Origin of the sequence: Streptomyces sp. 2323.1, assembly GCF_900221035.1 — a bacterium.
In the GTDB taxonomy this organism is placed as follows: domain Bacteria; phylum Actinomycetota; class Actinomycetes; order Streptomycetales; family Streptomycetaceae; genus Streptomyces; species Streptomyces sioyaensis.
This window is the reverse complement of the sequence record NZ_LT907981.1, coordinates 3260980-3276250: the sequence shown is the minus strand read 5'-3', so window position 1 is coordinate 3276250 and position 15271 is coordinate 3260980. Positions and strand designations below refer to the sequence as shown.

Genomic DNA, 15271 nt, shown 5'->3' with positions numbered 1-15271 from the left:
CGGCCGGGGCCGGCCGGCTGCTCGTCCACGGCCGGGCCCATCCGGCTGCTTGTCCATGGAGGGGTTCGGACCCGGGCCGCTGAATCGTTCGGATCTGCCCCGGTTACGCTCAGAGGGTGGATCCCAAGACCCGTAACCGGATCATGTCCGGACTTCTCGCCGTGCTGCTCATCGTCGTGATCGTGGCGGCGGCGTTGCGCTGAGCACCGCCGTGCCCGCCGACGGGCGCCCGGCGTCCGGCCGGTGCCGGCTCCGGGCGCCCGCCCTGCTCACCAGGCGAAGGCCTCCGGGCTCGGCCCGGGGCCGGGGAAGATCTCGTCGAGCGAGGCGAGGAGCTCGTCCGTCAGGGTCAGCTCGACGGCGCGCAGTGCGGAGGCGAGCTGGTCCGCGGTGCGCGGGCCGACGATCGGGCCGGTGACGCCGGGACGGGTGAGCAGCCAGGCCAGCGCGACCTCACCGGGCTCCAGACCGTGCTTGTCGAGCAGATCCTCGTAGGACTGGATCTGGGCGCGGATCGCGGAGTTGGCGAGGGCGTCGGCCGAGCGTCCGACGGTCGAGCGGCCCCCGCCGCCCTCGCGCTCCTTGCGCAGCGCGCCGCCCAGCAGCCCGCCGTGCAGCGGCGACCAGGGGATGACGCCCAGGCCGTAACCCTCGGCGGCCGGGATGACCTCCATCTCGGCGCGCCGCTCGGCGAGGTTGTACAGGCACTGCTCGCTGACCAGGCCGTACGAACCGCGACGGGCGGCCGTCTCGTTGGCGCGGGCGATATGCCAGCCGGCGTGGTTGGAGGAGCCGACGTAGAGGATCTTGCCCTGCTGGACGAGGACGTCCATGGCCTGCCAGATCTCGTCCCAGGGCGTGTCCCGGTCGACATGGTGGAACTGGTAGAGGTCGATGTAGTCGGTGCCCAGCCGCTTGAGGCTGGCGTCCACCGAGCGCCGGATGTTGAGCGCGGAGAGCTTGTCGTGGTTGGGCCAGACCTTGCCGCCCTCCGGCGCCATGTTGGCGTAGCCCTTGGTGGCCAGCACGGTCTTGTCCCGCCGGTCGCCGCCCTTGGCGAACCAGGAGCCGATGATCTCCTCGGTGCGGCCCTTGTCGGCGCCGAAACCGTAGACATTGGCGGTGTCGAAGAAGTTGATGCCCGCGGTCTGCGCCGCGTCCATGATCGTGTGGCTGTGGGCCTCGTCCGTCTGGGGTCCGAAGTTCATCGTGCCGAGGACGAGTCGGCTGACCTTGAGTCCGGTGCGTCCGAGCTGCGTGTACTTCATGGTTGCTCAGCCAACGCCTTGAAGCGCGCTCGAAGCAAGGACCCGGGGGAGCGCCGCCGGGTGTTCGATGCGGAGGGCATGGTCTCCCGCTCGAATTCTGACTGGCCGTCATGTCATCTGTGGGTGTGGGAATACGCCTCAGCCGGGCGATGCTGCTGGTCCGGAGGGTGACGGTACGGGGCGTCAGGGCGCAGAGCGAGGGAGGAAGGTGACGCCTCTGCGGCTGGCGGACGCACCGGCAGGCCGTTGCCGCAACGTCTGTTTCCTTAATTAAGGTAGGTGGTGGGTCCGCGCAGCGTCCGTGCAGCTCGCAGTGCCCGGAGGGCCCCACGCCCGCCCAGCGATCCCCGCCTCACGAGGAGTCCGACCGATGGCCAGGCCCCGCGACCCCCACCGCCGTACCGAGATCCTCGATGCGGCCATCGGCCATCTCGCCGAGACCGGGCTCGTCAACCTCTCCCTGCGGCCGCTGGCCCGGGCGCTCGGGCACAGCACCCGGGTGCTCACCCACCACTTCGCGGACAAGGACGATCTGCTCACCGCCGTCCTGGCACGGCTGGACGAGATCCAGCACGCCCAGCTCCGGGCCGCCGAGGGCTGGGACGACACCTCGCGCGGTATCGGTGCGCTCATACGGGACTCCTGGCGGCGCCACCTGGAGCCCGAACACCTCGGCGCGACCAGGCTCCTGCACGAGATCGAGGGGCTGGCGGCGGCCGGCCGGCTCGGCGGCCGGGTCCCGAAGTTCCTTGCGGACCGCGCCGACTTCGTCGCCGGCGCCCTGCGCGCCCGCGGCCTCGCCCCCGGCCCGGCGCGGGTGCACGCCACGTTTCTGAACAGCGCCTACGCGGGCCTGCGCACCGACTTCCTGGTCCACGGCGACCGTGCGCGGACGGAGGCGGCGCTGGCGGAGCTGTGTGCGCTGGCCGACTCGTGGACGGCGCCGGCCGCCTCCTGAGCGGCGCCGGGCCGTACCGGCGACCGACCTCACGGTGCGGGCAGGGCCTCCTGGAGCCCGGCGGCGGAGTACGGGCCGCCGACGCCCCACGCCTGATGCATCGCCTGGGCGAACGCCCCCGTCAGCAAGTGCTCGCCGTACTCCGACGGATGCGTCCCGTCGTAGGTGGCGCGCTCGATGTCCCACCCGTCCGGTACGGAGGCCAGCAGCAACGGCGAGCCGGGGACGGAGAGATCGGCGACGGCCTTGGCCAGCAGCTCGTTGAGGCGCGCGCACTGCGCACCGAACGCGGCGTCCGTCGCTGCCCGCACATTGGGTATCACCGGCATCAGCACCGCCCGGACGTGCGGCGCGGCCTGCCGTGCCGCGGCCACGAAGCGCCGGACGTTCTCCGCGGTCTGCTCGGCGTTCGTGTAGAAGCCGAGGTCTATCAGGCCGAGCGAGACCAGCAGGGTGTCGGCCTCGTACCGGCGCACCGCGTCGCCGATCAGCGGGGCCATGTGCAGCCAGCCTTCACCCCAGCCGGCGAGATGGCACCGGGCCTCCTCGGGGAAGCCCGGGTCGGCGTAGGCGGACGAGGAGGCGGTGCCGGTGGCGGGGTCATGGAGCGCGCGGCGCGGGCCGACGATGCGGTACGGGTCGCCGGACGTCGCGTCCAGGTGCTGCCACATCCGGTAGCGCCAGGTGAAATCGCCGGTGCTCCCTATCGTCATCGAGTCACCGACGAACATGATCCTCATCCGGTCATGATGGCCGAGAACCCCTACTCCCCGGTACGTGACGCTGGCCACGCCCCGCCCGTCCGGTCCCGCGACGACCGCCGTCGGCCCGCCTGCCGCCGTCCGGGATGGCAGTCTGTGCCCATGCGTTCGCTTCTGTGCGCGGCCGGTGCCGCGGGAATCCTGTGGTCGGCGTCCATGGTGCCCGCCGCCGCCGACGAGCCCGACGGCTTCACCATCAGCGACCCCCGGATCACCGAGTCCAGCGGCCTGGCCGCCAGCCGGGCGCACCCCGGGATCTACTGGACCCACAACGACAGCAACGACGGCCCGTACCTCTACGCCGTCGACGCACGATCGGGCCGCACGGTCGCCAGGATCACGCTGCGCGGCATCGGCTCGCCCCGCGACGTCGAGGCGATCTCGGTCGGCCCGGACGGCAACCTCTACGTCGGCGACATCGGCGACAACCTCGGCGGCTCGTGGGACCACGTATGGATCTACCGCCTCCCCGAGCCGAAGACGCTGCGCGATGCCACCGTCACCGCCACCCAGTTCACCGTGAAGTACGCGGACGGCCCGCGGGACGCCGAGGCGCTGATGGTGCACCCCAAGACGGGCCGGGTCTACATCGCCAGCAAGAAGCAGGACGGCGGCGGCGCGCTCTACGCGGGCCCGCAGCACCTGACCGCCGGTGCCACCAACACCTTCCGCAAGGTCGCCCCGATCGACCTGTGGGTGACCGACGGTGCGTTCTCCCCCGACGGCACCCGGCTGGTGCTGCGCAGCTACTTCGGCGCCCGGATCTACCGCTGGCAGAACGACCGCCCCAAGGACCTCGGCAGCGTGGGCGTACCGGTCCAGCAGCAGGGCGAATCGGTCACCTTCACCCCCGACGGCCGCACCCTGATGTACGGCTCCGAGGGCGAGTCCAGCGAGGTCAAGCCGGTCGGCCTGAGTGATGGGCAGCTGCCGGACTCGGTGAAGGACGACCCGGCGAACGGGGACGGCGCCAACGGGCGGGACGGGAAGGGGGGTTCGGGAACCGGCGACATGGACCCGTCCTTCATCAAGGGGGCCATGGTCCTCGCCGTGGCGACGGCGCTGGTGGTCGGGGTGCGGAGGCTGCTGCGGCGGCGGTAGGCCGGCGGGAGCCGGGGACAGGCCCTGGCCCCTACCCCTCGCCCGTTCTCCCCGCCCCCTCGGTCAGCCGCAGCTCGTAATGGAGCGTCGGCTCCTTCTTCAGCCGGTGGGCCAGGGGTACCAGCAGTCCGTGGATCAGCGGGTACTTGCGGGTCAGTGAGCGCTCCGCGCGGCGGTACTCCCGGGTCTGCGGATCCAGTAGCCGCACCCGCGCCCGGACGGGGGGCCCGGTGGGTCGCCCCCGCCAGGTGGACGCGCAGATCTCCACCTCCGGGAAGTTCCGCATCCGCTTGACCTTCCAGGCGCTGCCGTACGTCCGCAGATAGGCGTGATCGCCGTCGACGGCGATATTCATGGGTGTGCCGACGCCGGTGCCGTCCCGCTTGTACGTGGTCAGCAGGATCGTGCCTTGCCGTTCGAAGGGTGCGAGGCCGGGCACCGGGGGATTCGTCATGGCACCCATACAGGCATATCCGGCCCGTCCGGTCACAATGCGGTGCGTCCGTTCGGGGGAGTCCGGCGGTGCGGGCCGCCCGACGGCACAGGCCCCGGCGGGAAGCCCGCCGGGGCCTGTGGTGCCTGTCCGGCCGGGCCGGACCTGCCGCTACAGCTTGCCGATCACGTAGTCGACGCAGGCCGTCAGGGCCTCGACGTCCGCCGGGTCGATCGCCGGGAACATCGCGATCCGCAGCTGGTTGCGGCCGAGCTTGCGGTAGGGCTCGGTGTCGACGATGCCGTTGGCGCGCAGGGCCTTGGCGACGGCGGCGGCGTCGATGCCCTCGTCGAAGTCGATGGTGCCGATGACCTGCGAGCGCTTGGCCGGGTCGACGACGAACGGGGTGGCGTACTTGGAGTCCTCGGCCCAGCCGTAGAGGGTGCGCGAGGAGGTGGCGGTGCGGCGCACCGCCCAGTCCAGACCGCCCTGGCCGTTGATCCACTCCAGCTGCTCGTTGAGCAGGAAGAGGGTCGACAGCGCCGGGGTGTTGTACGTCTGGTTCTTCAGGGAGTTGTCGATCGCCGTCGGCAGCGAGAAGAACTCCGGGATGTGACGGCCGGACGCGTGGATGGCGCGGGCGCGCTCCAGCGCGGCGGGGGAGAAGGCCGCCAGCCACAGACCGCCGTCGGAGGCGAAGGACTTCTGCGGGGCGAAGTAGTAGACGTCCGTCTCGGTGATGTCCACGGGCAGGCCGCCGGCGCCGGAGGTGGCGTCGACCAGCACCAGCGCGCCCTCGTCGGCGCCCGCGACGCGCTTGAGGGGCGCGGCGACACCGGTCGAGGTCTCGTTGTGGGTGAAGCCGTAGACGTCCACGCCCGCCTCCGCCTCCGGCTCCGGGTGGCTGCCCGGGTCGGCGGAGATGACGGTGGGCTCGTCCAGCCACGGGGCCAGCTTGGCGGCCTTGGCGAACTTCGAGGAGAACTCGCCGAAGGAGAGGTGCTGGGACTTGCGCTCGATCAGACCGTGCGTCGCGATGTCCCAGAACGCGGTGGAACCGCCGTTGCCGAGGACGACCTCGTAACCCTCGGGGAGCTGGAAGAGGTCGCGTACGCCGTCGCGCACCTTGCCGACCAGGTTCTTGACCGGGGCCTGGCGGTGGGACGTGCCGAGAAGGGAGCTACCGGTGGCGGCCAGGGCGCCGAGCGCCTCCGTACGCACCTTGGAGGGGCCCGCGCCGAAGCGTCCGTCGGCGGGCTTGATGTCAGCGGGGATCTGGATATCAGCCACGGGGGAAGCCTAATCCGTCGCGCTGCGGGGTTCGGCGGCGCGTCCAGCGGGTGAGATGCGGCCCGCCCATACGGCGGACGGCCGGGCGGCGGCCCGTCCCCGCCCTCCGCGCCGTCCCCGCCGTCACCCGTATGGGGCGCCCCGGCCAGCGCCCCGCCCAAGGTCCGTACCGCCAGGTCGACGGCCACGGGGACCGGCCGGGGACGCTTCGTGGCCGGGGACCGACTGCCGACCGCCGTCCGAAAAATAGCCCCCGCCGTCTCCAATTAACGGCCCCGTCGACGGGCCACGACCCCGCCCCAGTGGGCAGGCTGGGGACATGGCTGATCGCACGGAGACGGAGAAGCGGAATCTGGCGGAGGAGTTGGCGGCCGCGGTGCGGGGGGAGGTCTCGTTCGCCGCGGCCGACCGGGCGCTGGTGACGATGGACGCCTCGAATTACCGGCGGGTGCCCATGGCGGTCGTCGCGCCGCGGGACGCCGAGGACGTCGCGGCGGCGCTGCGGGTGTGCCGGGAGCATGCGGTGCCGGTGGTGCCGCGCGGTGGCGGCACCAGCATCGCCGGGCAGGCGACCGGGGTGGGCGTGGTGCTGGACTTCACCCGGCACCTGAACCGCATCGTGTCGCTGGACCCCGCCGCCCGCACCGCCGTCGTCCAGCCCGGCGTCATCCTCGACGACCTGCGGGCGGCGGCCGGCGCCCACGGCCTGACCTTCGGCCCCGACCCCTCCACCCACAGCCGCTGCACCCTCGGCGGCATGATCGGCAACAACTCCTGCGGCTCGCACTCGGTGGCCTGGGGCACCACCGCCGACAGCGTCCGCGAGCTGGAGCTGCTCACCTACGGCGGCGAGCAGGTACGGGCCGGCCGGGGCACGGGCCCCACCGGCGCCCCCACCGGCCTTCCGCCGCGGCTGCGGGACGGCGTGAAAGCGCTGGTGGACGCGGAGTTGGCGCTGCTGCGCACCGGCTATCCCGACCTCCCCCGCCGGATCTCCGGATACGCCCTGGACGCGCTGCTCCCGGAAGCGGGCACCGACCTCGCCCGCGCCCTCACCGGCAGCGAGGGCACCCTCGGGGTGCTGACCGAGGCGACCGTACGCCTGGTGGAGACTCCCGCCGCCCGGGCCCTCGCCGTCCTCGGCTACCCCGACGAGAGCGCCGCCGCCGAGGCCGCGCACACCCTCCTCCCGCACGGCCCGATGACCGTCGAGGGGATGGCCGCCGACCTGGTGGGCGGCGCGGCCGGGCTGCCCAAGGGCGGCGCCTGGCTGTTCGTGGAGATGGGCGGCGCGAGCCCCGGCGAGGCGGCGGCCCGTGCCGAGGCGCTGTGCCGGGCGGCGGCCGCGGACGGCACCACCGACCACGCCCTCGTCACCGACCCGGCCGGACAGCGCGCCCTCTGGCGGATCCGCGAGGACGCGTCCGGCACCGCGACCCGGTTGTCGGATGGCAGCGAAGCCTGGCCCGGCTGGGAGGACTGCGCCGTCCCCCCGGCCCGACTCGGCCCGTATCTGCGGGACTTCCGTGCCCTGCTGGCCCAGCACGGCCTGCGCGGCACCCCGTACGGCCACTTCGGCGACGGCTGCATCCACATCCGTATCGACTTCGACCTGCTGACCCCGCCGGGCATCCGCCGCTTCCGGGAGTTCTCCTACGACCTGGGCGAGCTGGTCGTCGCGCACGGCGGCTCGCTCTCCGGCGAACACGGCGACGGCCAGGCCCGCGCCGAGCTCCTCCCGAAGATGTACGGCCCGGAGCTGGTCGGCCTCTTCGAGCGGTTCAAGTCGCTCTGGGACCCGGCCGCCGGCCTCAACCCCGGCATGCTGGTCCGTCCCGCCCGGCTCGACGAGAACCTCCGCTTCGAGCTGCTGCCCAAGCGCCCGGTCCCGGTCGAGTTCGGCTACCCGCACGACAACGGGGACTTCTCCGCGGCCGTCCGCCGCTGCGTGGGCGTCGCCAAATGCCGCAACACCACCACCGGTCCGGGCTCGGCGGACGTCATGTGCCCGTCCTTCCGCGCCACCGGCGAGGAGCAGCACTCCACCCGGGGCCGGGCCCGGCTGCTGCACGAGATGCTCGCCGGTGAGGTGATCACGGACGGCTGGCAGTCGCCGGAGGTACGCGACGCCCTCGACCTCTGCCTCTCCTGCAAGGGCTGCCGCAGCGACTGCCCCGTGGGCGTCGACATGGCCACCTACAAGGCGGAGTTCCTCCACCACCACTACGAGGGCCGGCTGCGCCCCGCCGCCCACTACTCCATGGGCCGCCTCCCTCAATGGCTGCACGCCGCCGCCCCGTTGGCCCCGGCCCTCAACGCCCTGGCCCGTACGCCCCTGGCCGCCCTCGGCAAACGCCTCGGCGGGATCGCCCCCGAGCGGCCGATCCCCACCCTGGCCACCGAGACCTTCACCCACTGGTGGTGGCACCGGCGCCGGACCACCGGAGCCCCCGCCCCCGCCGCCGGCCGTACGGTCGTCCTCTGGCCCGACACCTTCACCAACCACCTCTCCCCCCAGGTCGGCCGCTCCGCCGTCCGCGTCCTGGAAGCGGCCGGCCTGCGCCCGCTCCTCCCGCCGACCGCGCCCCTGCGCACGGGCGCTGCCCCCCTCCCGCGCCGCCACCGCCCGCTGTGCTGCGGCCTGACCTACGTCTCCACCGGCCAGCTCGACCAGGCCCGCGCCGTCATGCGCCGCACGGTGGACGTGCTCGGCCCCGTCCTCCAGGACGGCCGCCCCCTGATCGTCCTCGAACCCAGCTGCGCCGCCGCCCTCCGCACGGACCTGCCCGAACTGCTCTCCGACGACCCCCGGGCGGCCCAACTGGCCACCTCCGTACGGACCTTCGCCGAGGCCCTGGAGGAACTGGCCCCCGACTGGCACCCTCCGCGCCTCGACCGCCCCGTCGCCGGCCAGACCCACTGCCACCAGCACGCGGTCCTGGGCGACGCCGCCGACCGCCGGCTGCGCGAACGCGCCGGCCTCACCGGCTCGCTGACCGGCGGCTGCTGCGGCCTGGCCGGCAACTTCGGCTTCGAACGCGGCCACTACGACGTCTCGGTCTCCTGCGCCGAGGACCAACTCCTCCCGGCCGTCCGGGAAGCCACCGCCGACACGGAAATCCTCGCCGACGGCTTCTCCTGCCGCATGCAGCTGGAGCAGCTGGGCGATCGCCCCGGCCGGCATCTGGCGGAGGTGCTGGCGGAGGCGTTGGGGGAGGGGGACTAAGGCGGGGCGGGCGGGCCGGGCGTGCCGGGGGAGCCCCGGGCGTGCCGCACGCACCCTCAGCGCCCCTTAGGGAACGCAGCGCGCAGCCCGGCCCCATTGAGGGGAAGGGCGGCTGCGCCAATGGCGAGGGCGCAGGTGGCCTGGAGCAGGATGAACCACGTCGGGAGGGTGCCGGGGAACACGTCGATGGCGATGATCGCGACCGGCATGACGAGCGAGATGATGCGCATGCGCACGTAGGCCCATCGGGCTCCGTGCGCGGCGCGGGCGGTCAGCCAGTAGGTGACGGCGGCGCTCGCGAGCACCCCGGCCGAGCGGCCCCACATGAACGAGGTCACCGGGTGCTCGTTCATCGCGAGGACGGCGACCGTGGCGAGGACGGCGACGCTGAGTGCGCCGTAGACGGCGACGAGGGTCTGCACCGTCCCGAAGGCCTGCCGGGTGTGCGGGTGGTCGAGGCGGCCGGCCCCGGCCGTGGTGATGTGCGTGTGGGTTTCCATGCTCAGCGACGCTACGAAGCGCTCGACCGGCGCGGTATCGGCCTGGACCCACGGGTGGGTGGGGCCAGCCCCACTCCCCGGCCGACCAGGGCAGTTGCGTGCTCCTCGCGGTGCACAGTGGACGCACCGAACGGCAAGCGGAGGAAGAGACATGAGACAGCTGGGTTCGTGGCCGGCGCGCGTCGGCGTGGGGTTCATACGGGCATGCCTCGTGGCGCTCGTCAGCATGCTGGTCCCGGCCGTGTGGGCCGCCGCCGTGACGCTGGGGATCTGGTGGGGTGCGGGAAACCCGTGGTCGTGGGTGGCCCCGTGCGTGCTGGTCTGCGTGGGCACCCTCACCCTCTCCCGCCCGGTCTGCCGGCTGGTCCGCTTCCTCGTCGCGAGGTGGACGGGCACCGTCCTCCCCGCCGGCTATCGGCAGGCCGGGCCGGTGACGCGGATGTCCACGGGCTACTGGTGGAACGGCTTCAGCTACGAACGGACCAGCCGTGACGCCCTCCTGGACCAGAAGTGGCGGATCCGGTGGCGCGACCCCGCCAACTGGCGCGACCTGCGGTTCACGGCGATCGCGCCGCTCACCGCGGGCGTGGTCGCCGCCCTCCCGCCGGCCGCGGTGGCCGCGGCGGTTGTGGGGCTCACCCGGCCGGAGCCGGTCGCGCGTGTCGTCGTCGCGGCGCTCGGCCTGGCCGTGGCCGTCGCCTCCGCCCCGTACGCCTGGCGGCCCCTCCAGCCGCTGACCGTCCGCTTCCTGCGCCCGTCGCCCGCCATGGAACTGGCCGACCGGGTGGACGAGTTGACCGCCCAGCGCGCGGACACGACGGTCGCGCAGGCCGCCGAGATCCGCCGGATCGAGCGGGACCTGCACGACGGGGCGCAGGCCCGCCTGGTGGCGCTCGGGCTCTCCCTGGCGACCGCGGAGAAGCTGATGCAGACCGACCCCGACCAGGCCAGGGCACTGCTGCGGGACGCGCGGGCCGGCGCCGCCGCCTCGCTGTCCGAGATGCGCGAGCTGGTCCGGGGTATCAGCCCGCCGGTGCTGAACGAGCGGGGCCTCGTCGACGCCGTCCGCGCCCTCGCCCTCGACAGCCCGCTCGACGTGGCCGTCACCGCCGACGCCCCACTCCACCTGGACCCGCCGATCGAGTCCGCCGTCTACTTCGGCGTCGCCGAGCTGCTGACCAACGCGGTCCGGCACGCCCACGCTTCCCGGGCACGCATCTCCCTCACGCGGGACGACGCCGGCCTCGTCGCCGAGGTCGAGGACGACGGCCGGGGCGGGGCCGACGTCCGGCCCGGCGGCGGACTCGACGGGCTGCGCCGCCGCCTCACGGTCTTCGACGGCACGGTGGAGATCACCAGCCCGCCGGGCGGCCCGACCCGTGTGAGGATGACGGTGCCATGCGAATCGTTGTAGCCGAAGACCTCTACCTCCTGCGCGACGGGATGGTCCGCCTGATCGAGGCGTGCGGGCACCAGGTGGTGGCGACGGCGGCCACCGGACCCGAGACGCTGGAGGCGCTGCGGACATGGCGCCCGGATGTGTCCGTCATCGACGTCCGCATGCCGCCGAACCAGTCGGACGAGGGCCTGCGGGCGGCCCTCGCCGCCCGCAGCGAGATGCCCGGGCTGCCGGTCCTCATCCTCTCCCAGCACGTCGAGCAGCTCTACGCCCGCGAGCTCCTGGCCGACGGCTCCGGCGGCGTCGGCTACCTCCTCAAGGAGAGCGTGTTCGACGCCGACCAGTTCCTCGACGCCCTGGAACGCGTCGCGGGCGGCGGGACCGCCATGGACCCGGCTGTCATCGCGAAACTGCTGTCCACCGGCTCCCCGAACCAGGCACTCGACCGGCTCACCGAACGCGAGCACTCCGTACTGGCCCTCATGGCCGAGGGCCTGTCCAACCAGGCCATCGGCCGCCGCCTCTTCCTCAGCGAAGGCACCGTCAGCAAATACACCACCTCCATGTTCGGCAAGCTCGGCCTCACCGACGACGACAACAGCAACCGCCGCGTCCGCGCCGTCCTCACTTACCTGAACAAGCCGTAGCGCAGTCAGGCGTGTTTGGGCAGGGCAAGCCAGTCCTGCCAGGAGAGGTCACGGCCGAGGTAGCGGGGCTGCCGAAACGGCCAGTCGGCGGCGATCCACTGCGGCACCAGCGCGTCCAGCGCGCGCTCCACCTCGCTGCCGAGCAGGTCGTCCACGACCCACCAGGAGATCTCGCCGTCCGCGCCGACCCGCTCGGGCGGGTCGATGTAGACGCAGCCGAGGAGAGCGGTCTCCGCCGCGTCGAACAGCGCGTAGTTGAAGGACTGGTGGGCAGCTATCTCCTTCTCGTGCCGAAGGAGGTCCACCCGGTCCTCCTCGTAGGACATCGTCTCCGCGGGCCAACCCCAGGCGGGCCCGAAGATGCCCCACAGCCGCTCGCGGGAGCCCATCACAGCCGGGTAGTCGAGCGCGGTATCGGCCTCCTTGATCGGCCGCAGGTGATGTGCGCCGCCGGGCAGCGGAACGTGGATCGGATGGACGAAGTCGTCGGGAAGCCAGCTCATGAGACCTGAAGCTACCGAACCTGCTGCTCTACGGGTACGGGATTGCGAGGACCCCGTCGGGCCCCTCGGGCCTCGTCTGGTCTTCGGTGCAGGTGCGTGGAAGGCCAAGCGGTTGGTTTCAGGGGCACCTGTCGTCATTCGCAGCCTCAGCGCAAGGCGTCAAGCGCCTTCAGGATGAGCGTCCGCGCCTCGGTGCCGTACACGGCCATGCTGCGCAGCTGCTCGAACGCCTTCAGGTAGAGGGCGATTTCGGAAGGCTGGGTGATGTTCACCTGTGCGGACACCAGCTCGACTGACACGAGGTTGTCGTCGTACATGTGCAACGTCTCACGCGGCCACTGCACCCGGTCGCGTGTGTTCCTCGGGATGATCCCGAGCGACACGGACGTCAGGGCATCGGTTGTCAGCAGGTATTCCAGCTGGTCAGCCATCACCTCCGTGTCTCCGAGCTGGTGGTGCAGCACCGCCTCTTCGACGAGCAGATCGAAGCGACGCCCTGGCTCGTGGATGACGCGCGAGCGCTCGACGCGGGCACACGCGGCCTCCGCACTGTCGTCGAAGGGGAGTTCCTGAAAATCGGCGACCGTGCACAGCACTGCGGCCGCGTAACCCTCCGTCTGCAACAGGCCGGGCATGAGGGTGGAGGAGTAGATGCGGAACAGTTGGGTCTCTTGGAATAACTGAACCAAACTGTTCTGGAGTGGCTTCAGCCCGTCGCGTACCTTGTGGCTCCACTCGGTGTATGTCGACTCGGAATTCGGTGACTGCGGCATAATGTGCATCCTTGTGTATCCAGTAGCGGGCGTCATGGGGAACAGAGCGACCGCCGGGCTCTGTTGATCACGTTCTGTGCCTCGGTGCCGTAGACGGCAGATTCTCGGAGTGTGTTCCAGACCTTCAAGTACGTTGCGATGTTGTGTGCATCGTCCAACCACAATTCCGCGTGCCAGTCCTCAGTGATGGCCAGTCGTTCGTCCAGGACGCAGAATCCGTTGGCTGGGGGGAGCTTCAGTGGTGCCCTGAGGGGGACGATGCCCAGCGAGATGCTGTCCATGCCGATGACTCCGGCGAGTCGGTCGAGCTGGGCAGCGAGTACGGAAGGTGGGCAGATGAGAGCGTGTAGGGCCGCTTCCCACATCAGGACGTGGAGCTTCTTTCCCGATTCGTAAAGCCATTCCTGTCGCTTCATCCTTGCTCTCACCGCTTCGTCTGCATCCGGCTTCGATTGCTGGAAATCCGCGTAACGGATGAAGACGTGACGTGCGTAATCGGCGGTCTGCAACATGCCTGCGATGACGGCCTCCTCCCATATGTGGAGGACCTTTGACCGTGCTACTTCCGCGTTCCAGCTCTGCTGAACCGGAAGGTGCCCAGACGCCAATTGCCGACGCCATGAACGGATGTGGGATTCGAAACTCGCAAGCCGAGCGAGTAGTTCGGCCGTAGCCTCCGGATGACCTGTCGCCTCGGCCCACGCTCGCACGTCTTCGGCGGTGGCCGTCTGATTTCCGTTCTCCAGCTTGTAGATCTTGGAGTGGACGCAGCCGAGGCGGGCGGCCAACTGCGGACCGGTGAGCTTGCCTGTCGGGCAGAGTTCCCGTAGTTCCCGGAGTCTGGCTCCCAGGGCGATCCGGGCTTGCTGATAGTCGGTGCTCACCGGTTCACACTCACTACTCTGCGGCAGACACCTCCGCCGCGAACGTCTCGTAGGGGATGGCGTGATGCCATGCGGCGTCACGTACCTGGCAGTATCGGACGACCTCGGCCGGTTCGGTGATCAGCTCGACGTTCACAAGGACGTCGGCATCGTCGAAGTTCAGCAGGGCAACCAACCGGGAGTCAAAGATCCAGAAGTCTTCGGCGGGAAGGTGCAGTTGGTCTGCGTCGGTGCGCCACAGATTGCGTACGTCCTCGCCCGTGGCGGCGTTGCACTGTGAGTAGCCGAGGAGGTAGAGCTGACCGCTCGTCGGGGGGTTGTCGACAATGCGCACCCGTCCGATGTGTTTGCCGGCTGCCGTCTGTGCACGGATGTTCTTGCACCACGCGTCATCGAGGTCCCACGTCACGGTGCCCGTATCGAGGAACGTCTGGTAGCCCTCGTCCTCCTGGTCGGAGGCGTAGCCGCGGCGGGATTCGAAGTGCCATGCCGAATGCTCGAAGGCTTCGAAGAGCTGGCGGAACTCCCCCTGGTCGATGATTTCAGGCACGCGATCGATCTCCTTCGGGCCCCAGTTCACAAGCAGTTCGCGAGGAACGACGACTGCGGATTCCCCCGGACTGAAGTGCTGGAGCTGTTCAAGGTCTAAGGCGTCGCTGAGCGGCGCTCCCTGGACGATGATCTCGCCCGTTTCCATGTCCTCGTGCAGAGCGGGACAGCTGCCTTGCTTGCTGTCCGTGCCCCTGAAACGCAGTCGCCGTGCCATGACCGTCTCCCTCGTTGCGGAGCTGTGAGCCTCCAGCATCACTGGGTCTCGGAGCCCCGCACCACAGCTTGCACTCGCTCGTGTGAGAACAAGCAAGAACATTCGGCCATTCTTCGAGAACATCAGAGAACATTGCGTGGTGGCGTCTTCTCCCGCTTCCTAGCGTCCTGCTCATGACCGCATCAGCAGACGCAGCAGCGACGGACCGTCGAGGCGACCGAATGAGCACAGCCACGAGCGCCTCCACGACGCATAGGTGTCCCGAGTGCGACGACCTGGAGCGCGGCCGGAAGCTGGCAGTGGCGGCCCGGGATCTCAGCAGGGTGACCGACTTCAACGTCCTCATCGCACGGCATCGCGCGCGGCACCAGCCGGAGTAGTGACGAGGCAGAGAGCTGCCTCGCATGTACGGGCTTGAACGAGCCGCGGCTCCTGATGCCCCGTAGCGATTCCTGAACCGGGCCCGTCGGCAGGACGGCGTTCCGTCAGACCCGCGGCGGACCTACGAAAACCCCCGCCCCGGCCGTCATTCCCTGGCAGGACACGGCCGGAGCGGGTGGGCCCACAGGGGGCCCTCGCACGTGCACGACGACGCGTGGACCGACCGCGCGTCGACTCAGCACCCGAGGAGATGACCATGCGCTACCGCCTCGACCCGGTCAAGTACGGCGGCGATGAGGACGACAACCAGGGCGGCAACCCCAACGGCGGCTGCGGCGACGGTCAGGGGTGTGGCCGCCAGTAGGCCGTGTCCGTAAGCCG

14 protein-coding genes are annotated in these 15271 nt (G+C 71.0%); 5 read left to right on the top strand and 9 right to left on the bottom strand.

Features of this window, described 5'->3' with window-relative positions; all coding sequences use genetic code 11:
- Window positions 1–269: 269 nt before the first annotated feature.
- Window positions 270–1268 (bottom strand): aldo/keto reductase, encoded by a 999-nt coding sequence (locus CPH93_RS13545; protein WP_093484664.1) that lies wholly within the window; start codon window positions 1266–1268, stop codon window positions 270–272.
- Between the two features lie 370 nt (window positions 1269–1638).
- Here CPH93_RS13545 and CPH93_RS13540 point away from each other — a divergent pair, with 370 nt between their 5' ends.
- Window positions 1639–2226: a TetR/AcrR family transcriptional regulator gene (locus CPH93_RS13540; protein ID WP_096213002.1), complete on the top strand. Its 588-nt coding sequence runs from the start codon at window positions 1639–1641 to the stop codon at window positions 2224–2226.
- Window positions 2227–2255: 29 nt separating this feature from the next.
- On the opposite strand, the gene CPH93_RS13535 is transcribed toward CPH93_RS13540, so the two are convergent.
- Window positions 2256–2957, bottom strand: coding sequence for a GDSL-type esterase/lipase family protein (locus CPH93_RS13535; RefSeq protein ID WP_096213001.1), 702 nt, complete (start codon window positions 2955–2957; stop codon window positions 2256–2258).
- A 132-nt stretch (window positions 2958–3089) separates the two neighbouring features.
- Between CPH93_RS13535 and CPH93_RS13530 the strand changes: the two genes are divergently transcribed.
- Window positions 3090–4088 (top strand): hypothetical protein, encoded by a 999-nt coding sequence (locus CPH93_RS13530; protein WP_096213000.1) that lies wholly within the window; start codon window positions 3090–3092, stop codon window positions 4086–4088.
- A gap of 31 nt (window positions 4089–4119) precedes the next feature.
- On the opposite strand, the gene CPH93_RS13525 is transcribed toward CPH93_RS13530, so the two are convergent.
- On the bottom strand, window positions 4120–4542 hold the full coding sequence (locus tag CPH93_RS13525) for a PPOX class F420-dependent oxidoreductase (RefSeq protein ID WP_096215428.1): 423 nt from the start codon (window positions 4540–4542) through the stop codon (window positions 4120–4122).
- A gap of 150 nt (window positions 4543–4692) precedes the next feature.
- Complete coding sequence (gene serC, locus CPH93_RS13520) at window positions 4693–5811, bottom strand: phosphoserine transaminase (RefSeq protein ID WP_096212999.1); 1119 nt, start codon at window positions 5809–5811, stop codon at window positions 4693–4695.
- Between the two features lie 319 nt (window positions 5812–6130).
- Here serC and CPH93_RS13515 point away from each other — a divergent pair, with 319 nt between their 5' ends.
- Window positions 6131–9037, top strand: a complete 2907-nt coding sequence (locus CPH93_RS13515) for an FAD-binding and (Fe-S)-binding domain-containing protein (protein WP_096212998.1) — start codon at window positions 6131–6133, stop codon at window positions 9035–9037.
- A 56-nt stretch (window positions 9038–9093) separates the two neighbouring features.
- Here CPH93_RS13515 and CPH93_RS13510 read toward each other — a convergent pair whose 3' ends face one another.
- The gene (locus CPH93_RS13510; protein WP_096212997.1) at window positions 9094–9537 is read right to left on the bottom strand and encodes a hypothetical protein; all 444 of its coding nucleotides are present in this window, start codon (window positions 9535–9537) and stop codon (window positions 9094–9096) included.
- A 151-nt stretch (window positions 9538–9688) separates the two neighbouring features.
- Here CPH93_RS13510 and CPH93_RS13505 point away from each other — a divergent pair, with 151 nt between their 5' ends.
- Complete coding sequence (locus CPH93_RS13505) at window positions 9689–10951, top strand: sensor histidine kinase (RefSeq protein ID WP_096212996.1); 1263 nt, start codon at window positions 9689–9691, stop codon at window positions 10949–10951.
- Window positions 10936–11583, top strand: a complete 648-nt coding sequence (locus CPH93_RS13500; protein ID WP_096212995.1) for a response regulator transcription factor — start codon at window positions 10936–10938, stop codon at window positions 11581–11583. Before CPH93_RS13505 ends, CPH93_RS13500 begins: the two co-directional genes overlap by 16 nt.
- Before the next feature lie 5 nt (window positions 11584–11588).
- On the opposite strand, the gene CPH93_RS13495 is transcribed toward CPH93_RS13500, so the two are convergent.
- From CPH93_RS13495 to CPH93_RS13480, 4 genes are all read right to left on the bottom strand, one after another.
- Complete coding sequence (locus CPH93_RS13495; RefSeq protein WP_096212994.1) at window positions 11589–12086, bottom strand: GNAT family N-acetyltransferase; 498 nt, start codon at window positions 12084–12086, stop codon at window positions 11589–11591.
- A 146-nt stretch (window positions 12087–12232) separates the two neighbouring features.
- Window positions 12233–12859, bottom strand: coding sequence for a DUF5753 domain-containing protein (locus CPH93_RS13490; RefSeq protein ID WP_096212993.1), 627 nt, complete (start codon window positions 12857–12859; stop codon window positions 12233–12235).
- A 32-nt stretch (window positions 12860–12891) separates the two neighbouring features.
- Entirely contained in the window at window positions 12892–13743 is an 852-nt protein-coding gene (locus tag CPH93_RS13485) for a helix-turn-helix domain-containing protein (protein ID WP_093484675.1), read from the bottom strand.
- A 13-nt stretch (window positions 13744–13756) separates the two neighbouring features.
- Window positions 13757–14509 (bottom strand): DUF6879 family protein, encoded by a 753-nt coding sequence (locus tag CPH93_RS13480; RefSeq protein ID WP_096212992.1) that lies wholly within the window; start codon window positions 14507–14509, stop codon window positions 13757–13759.
- Window positions 14510–15271 lie beyond the last annotated feature (762 nt).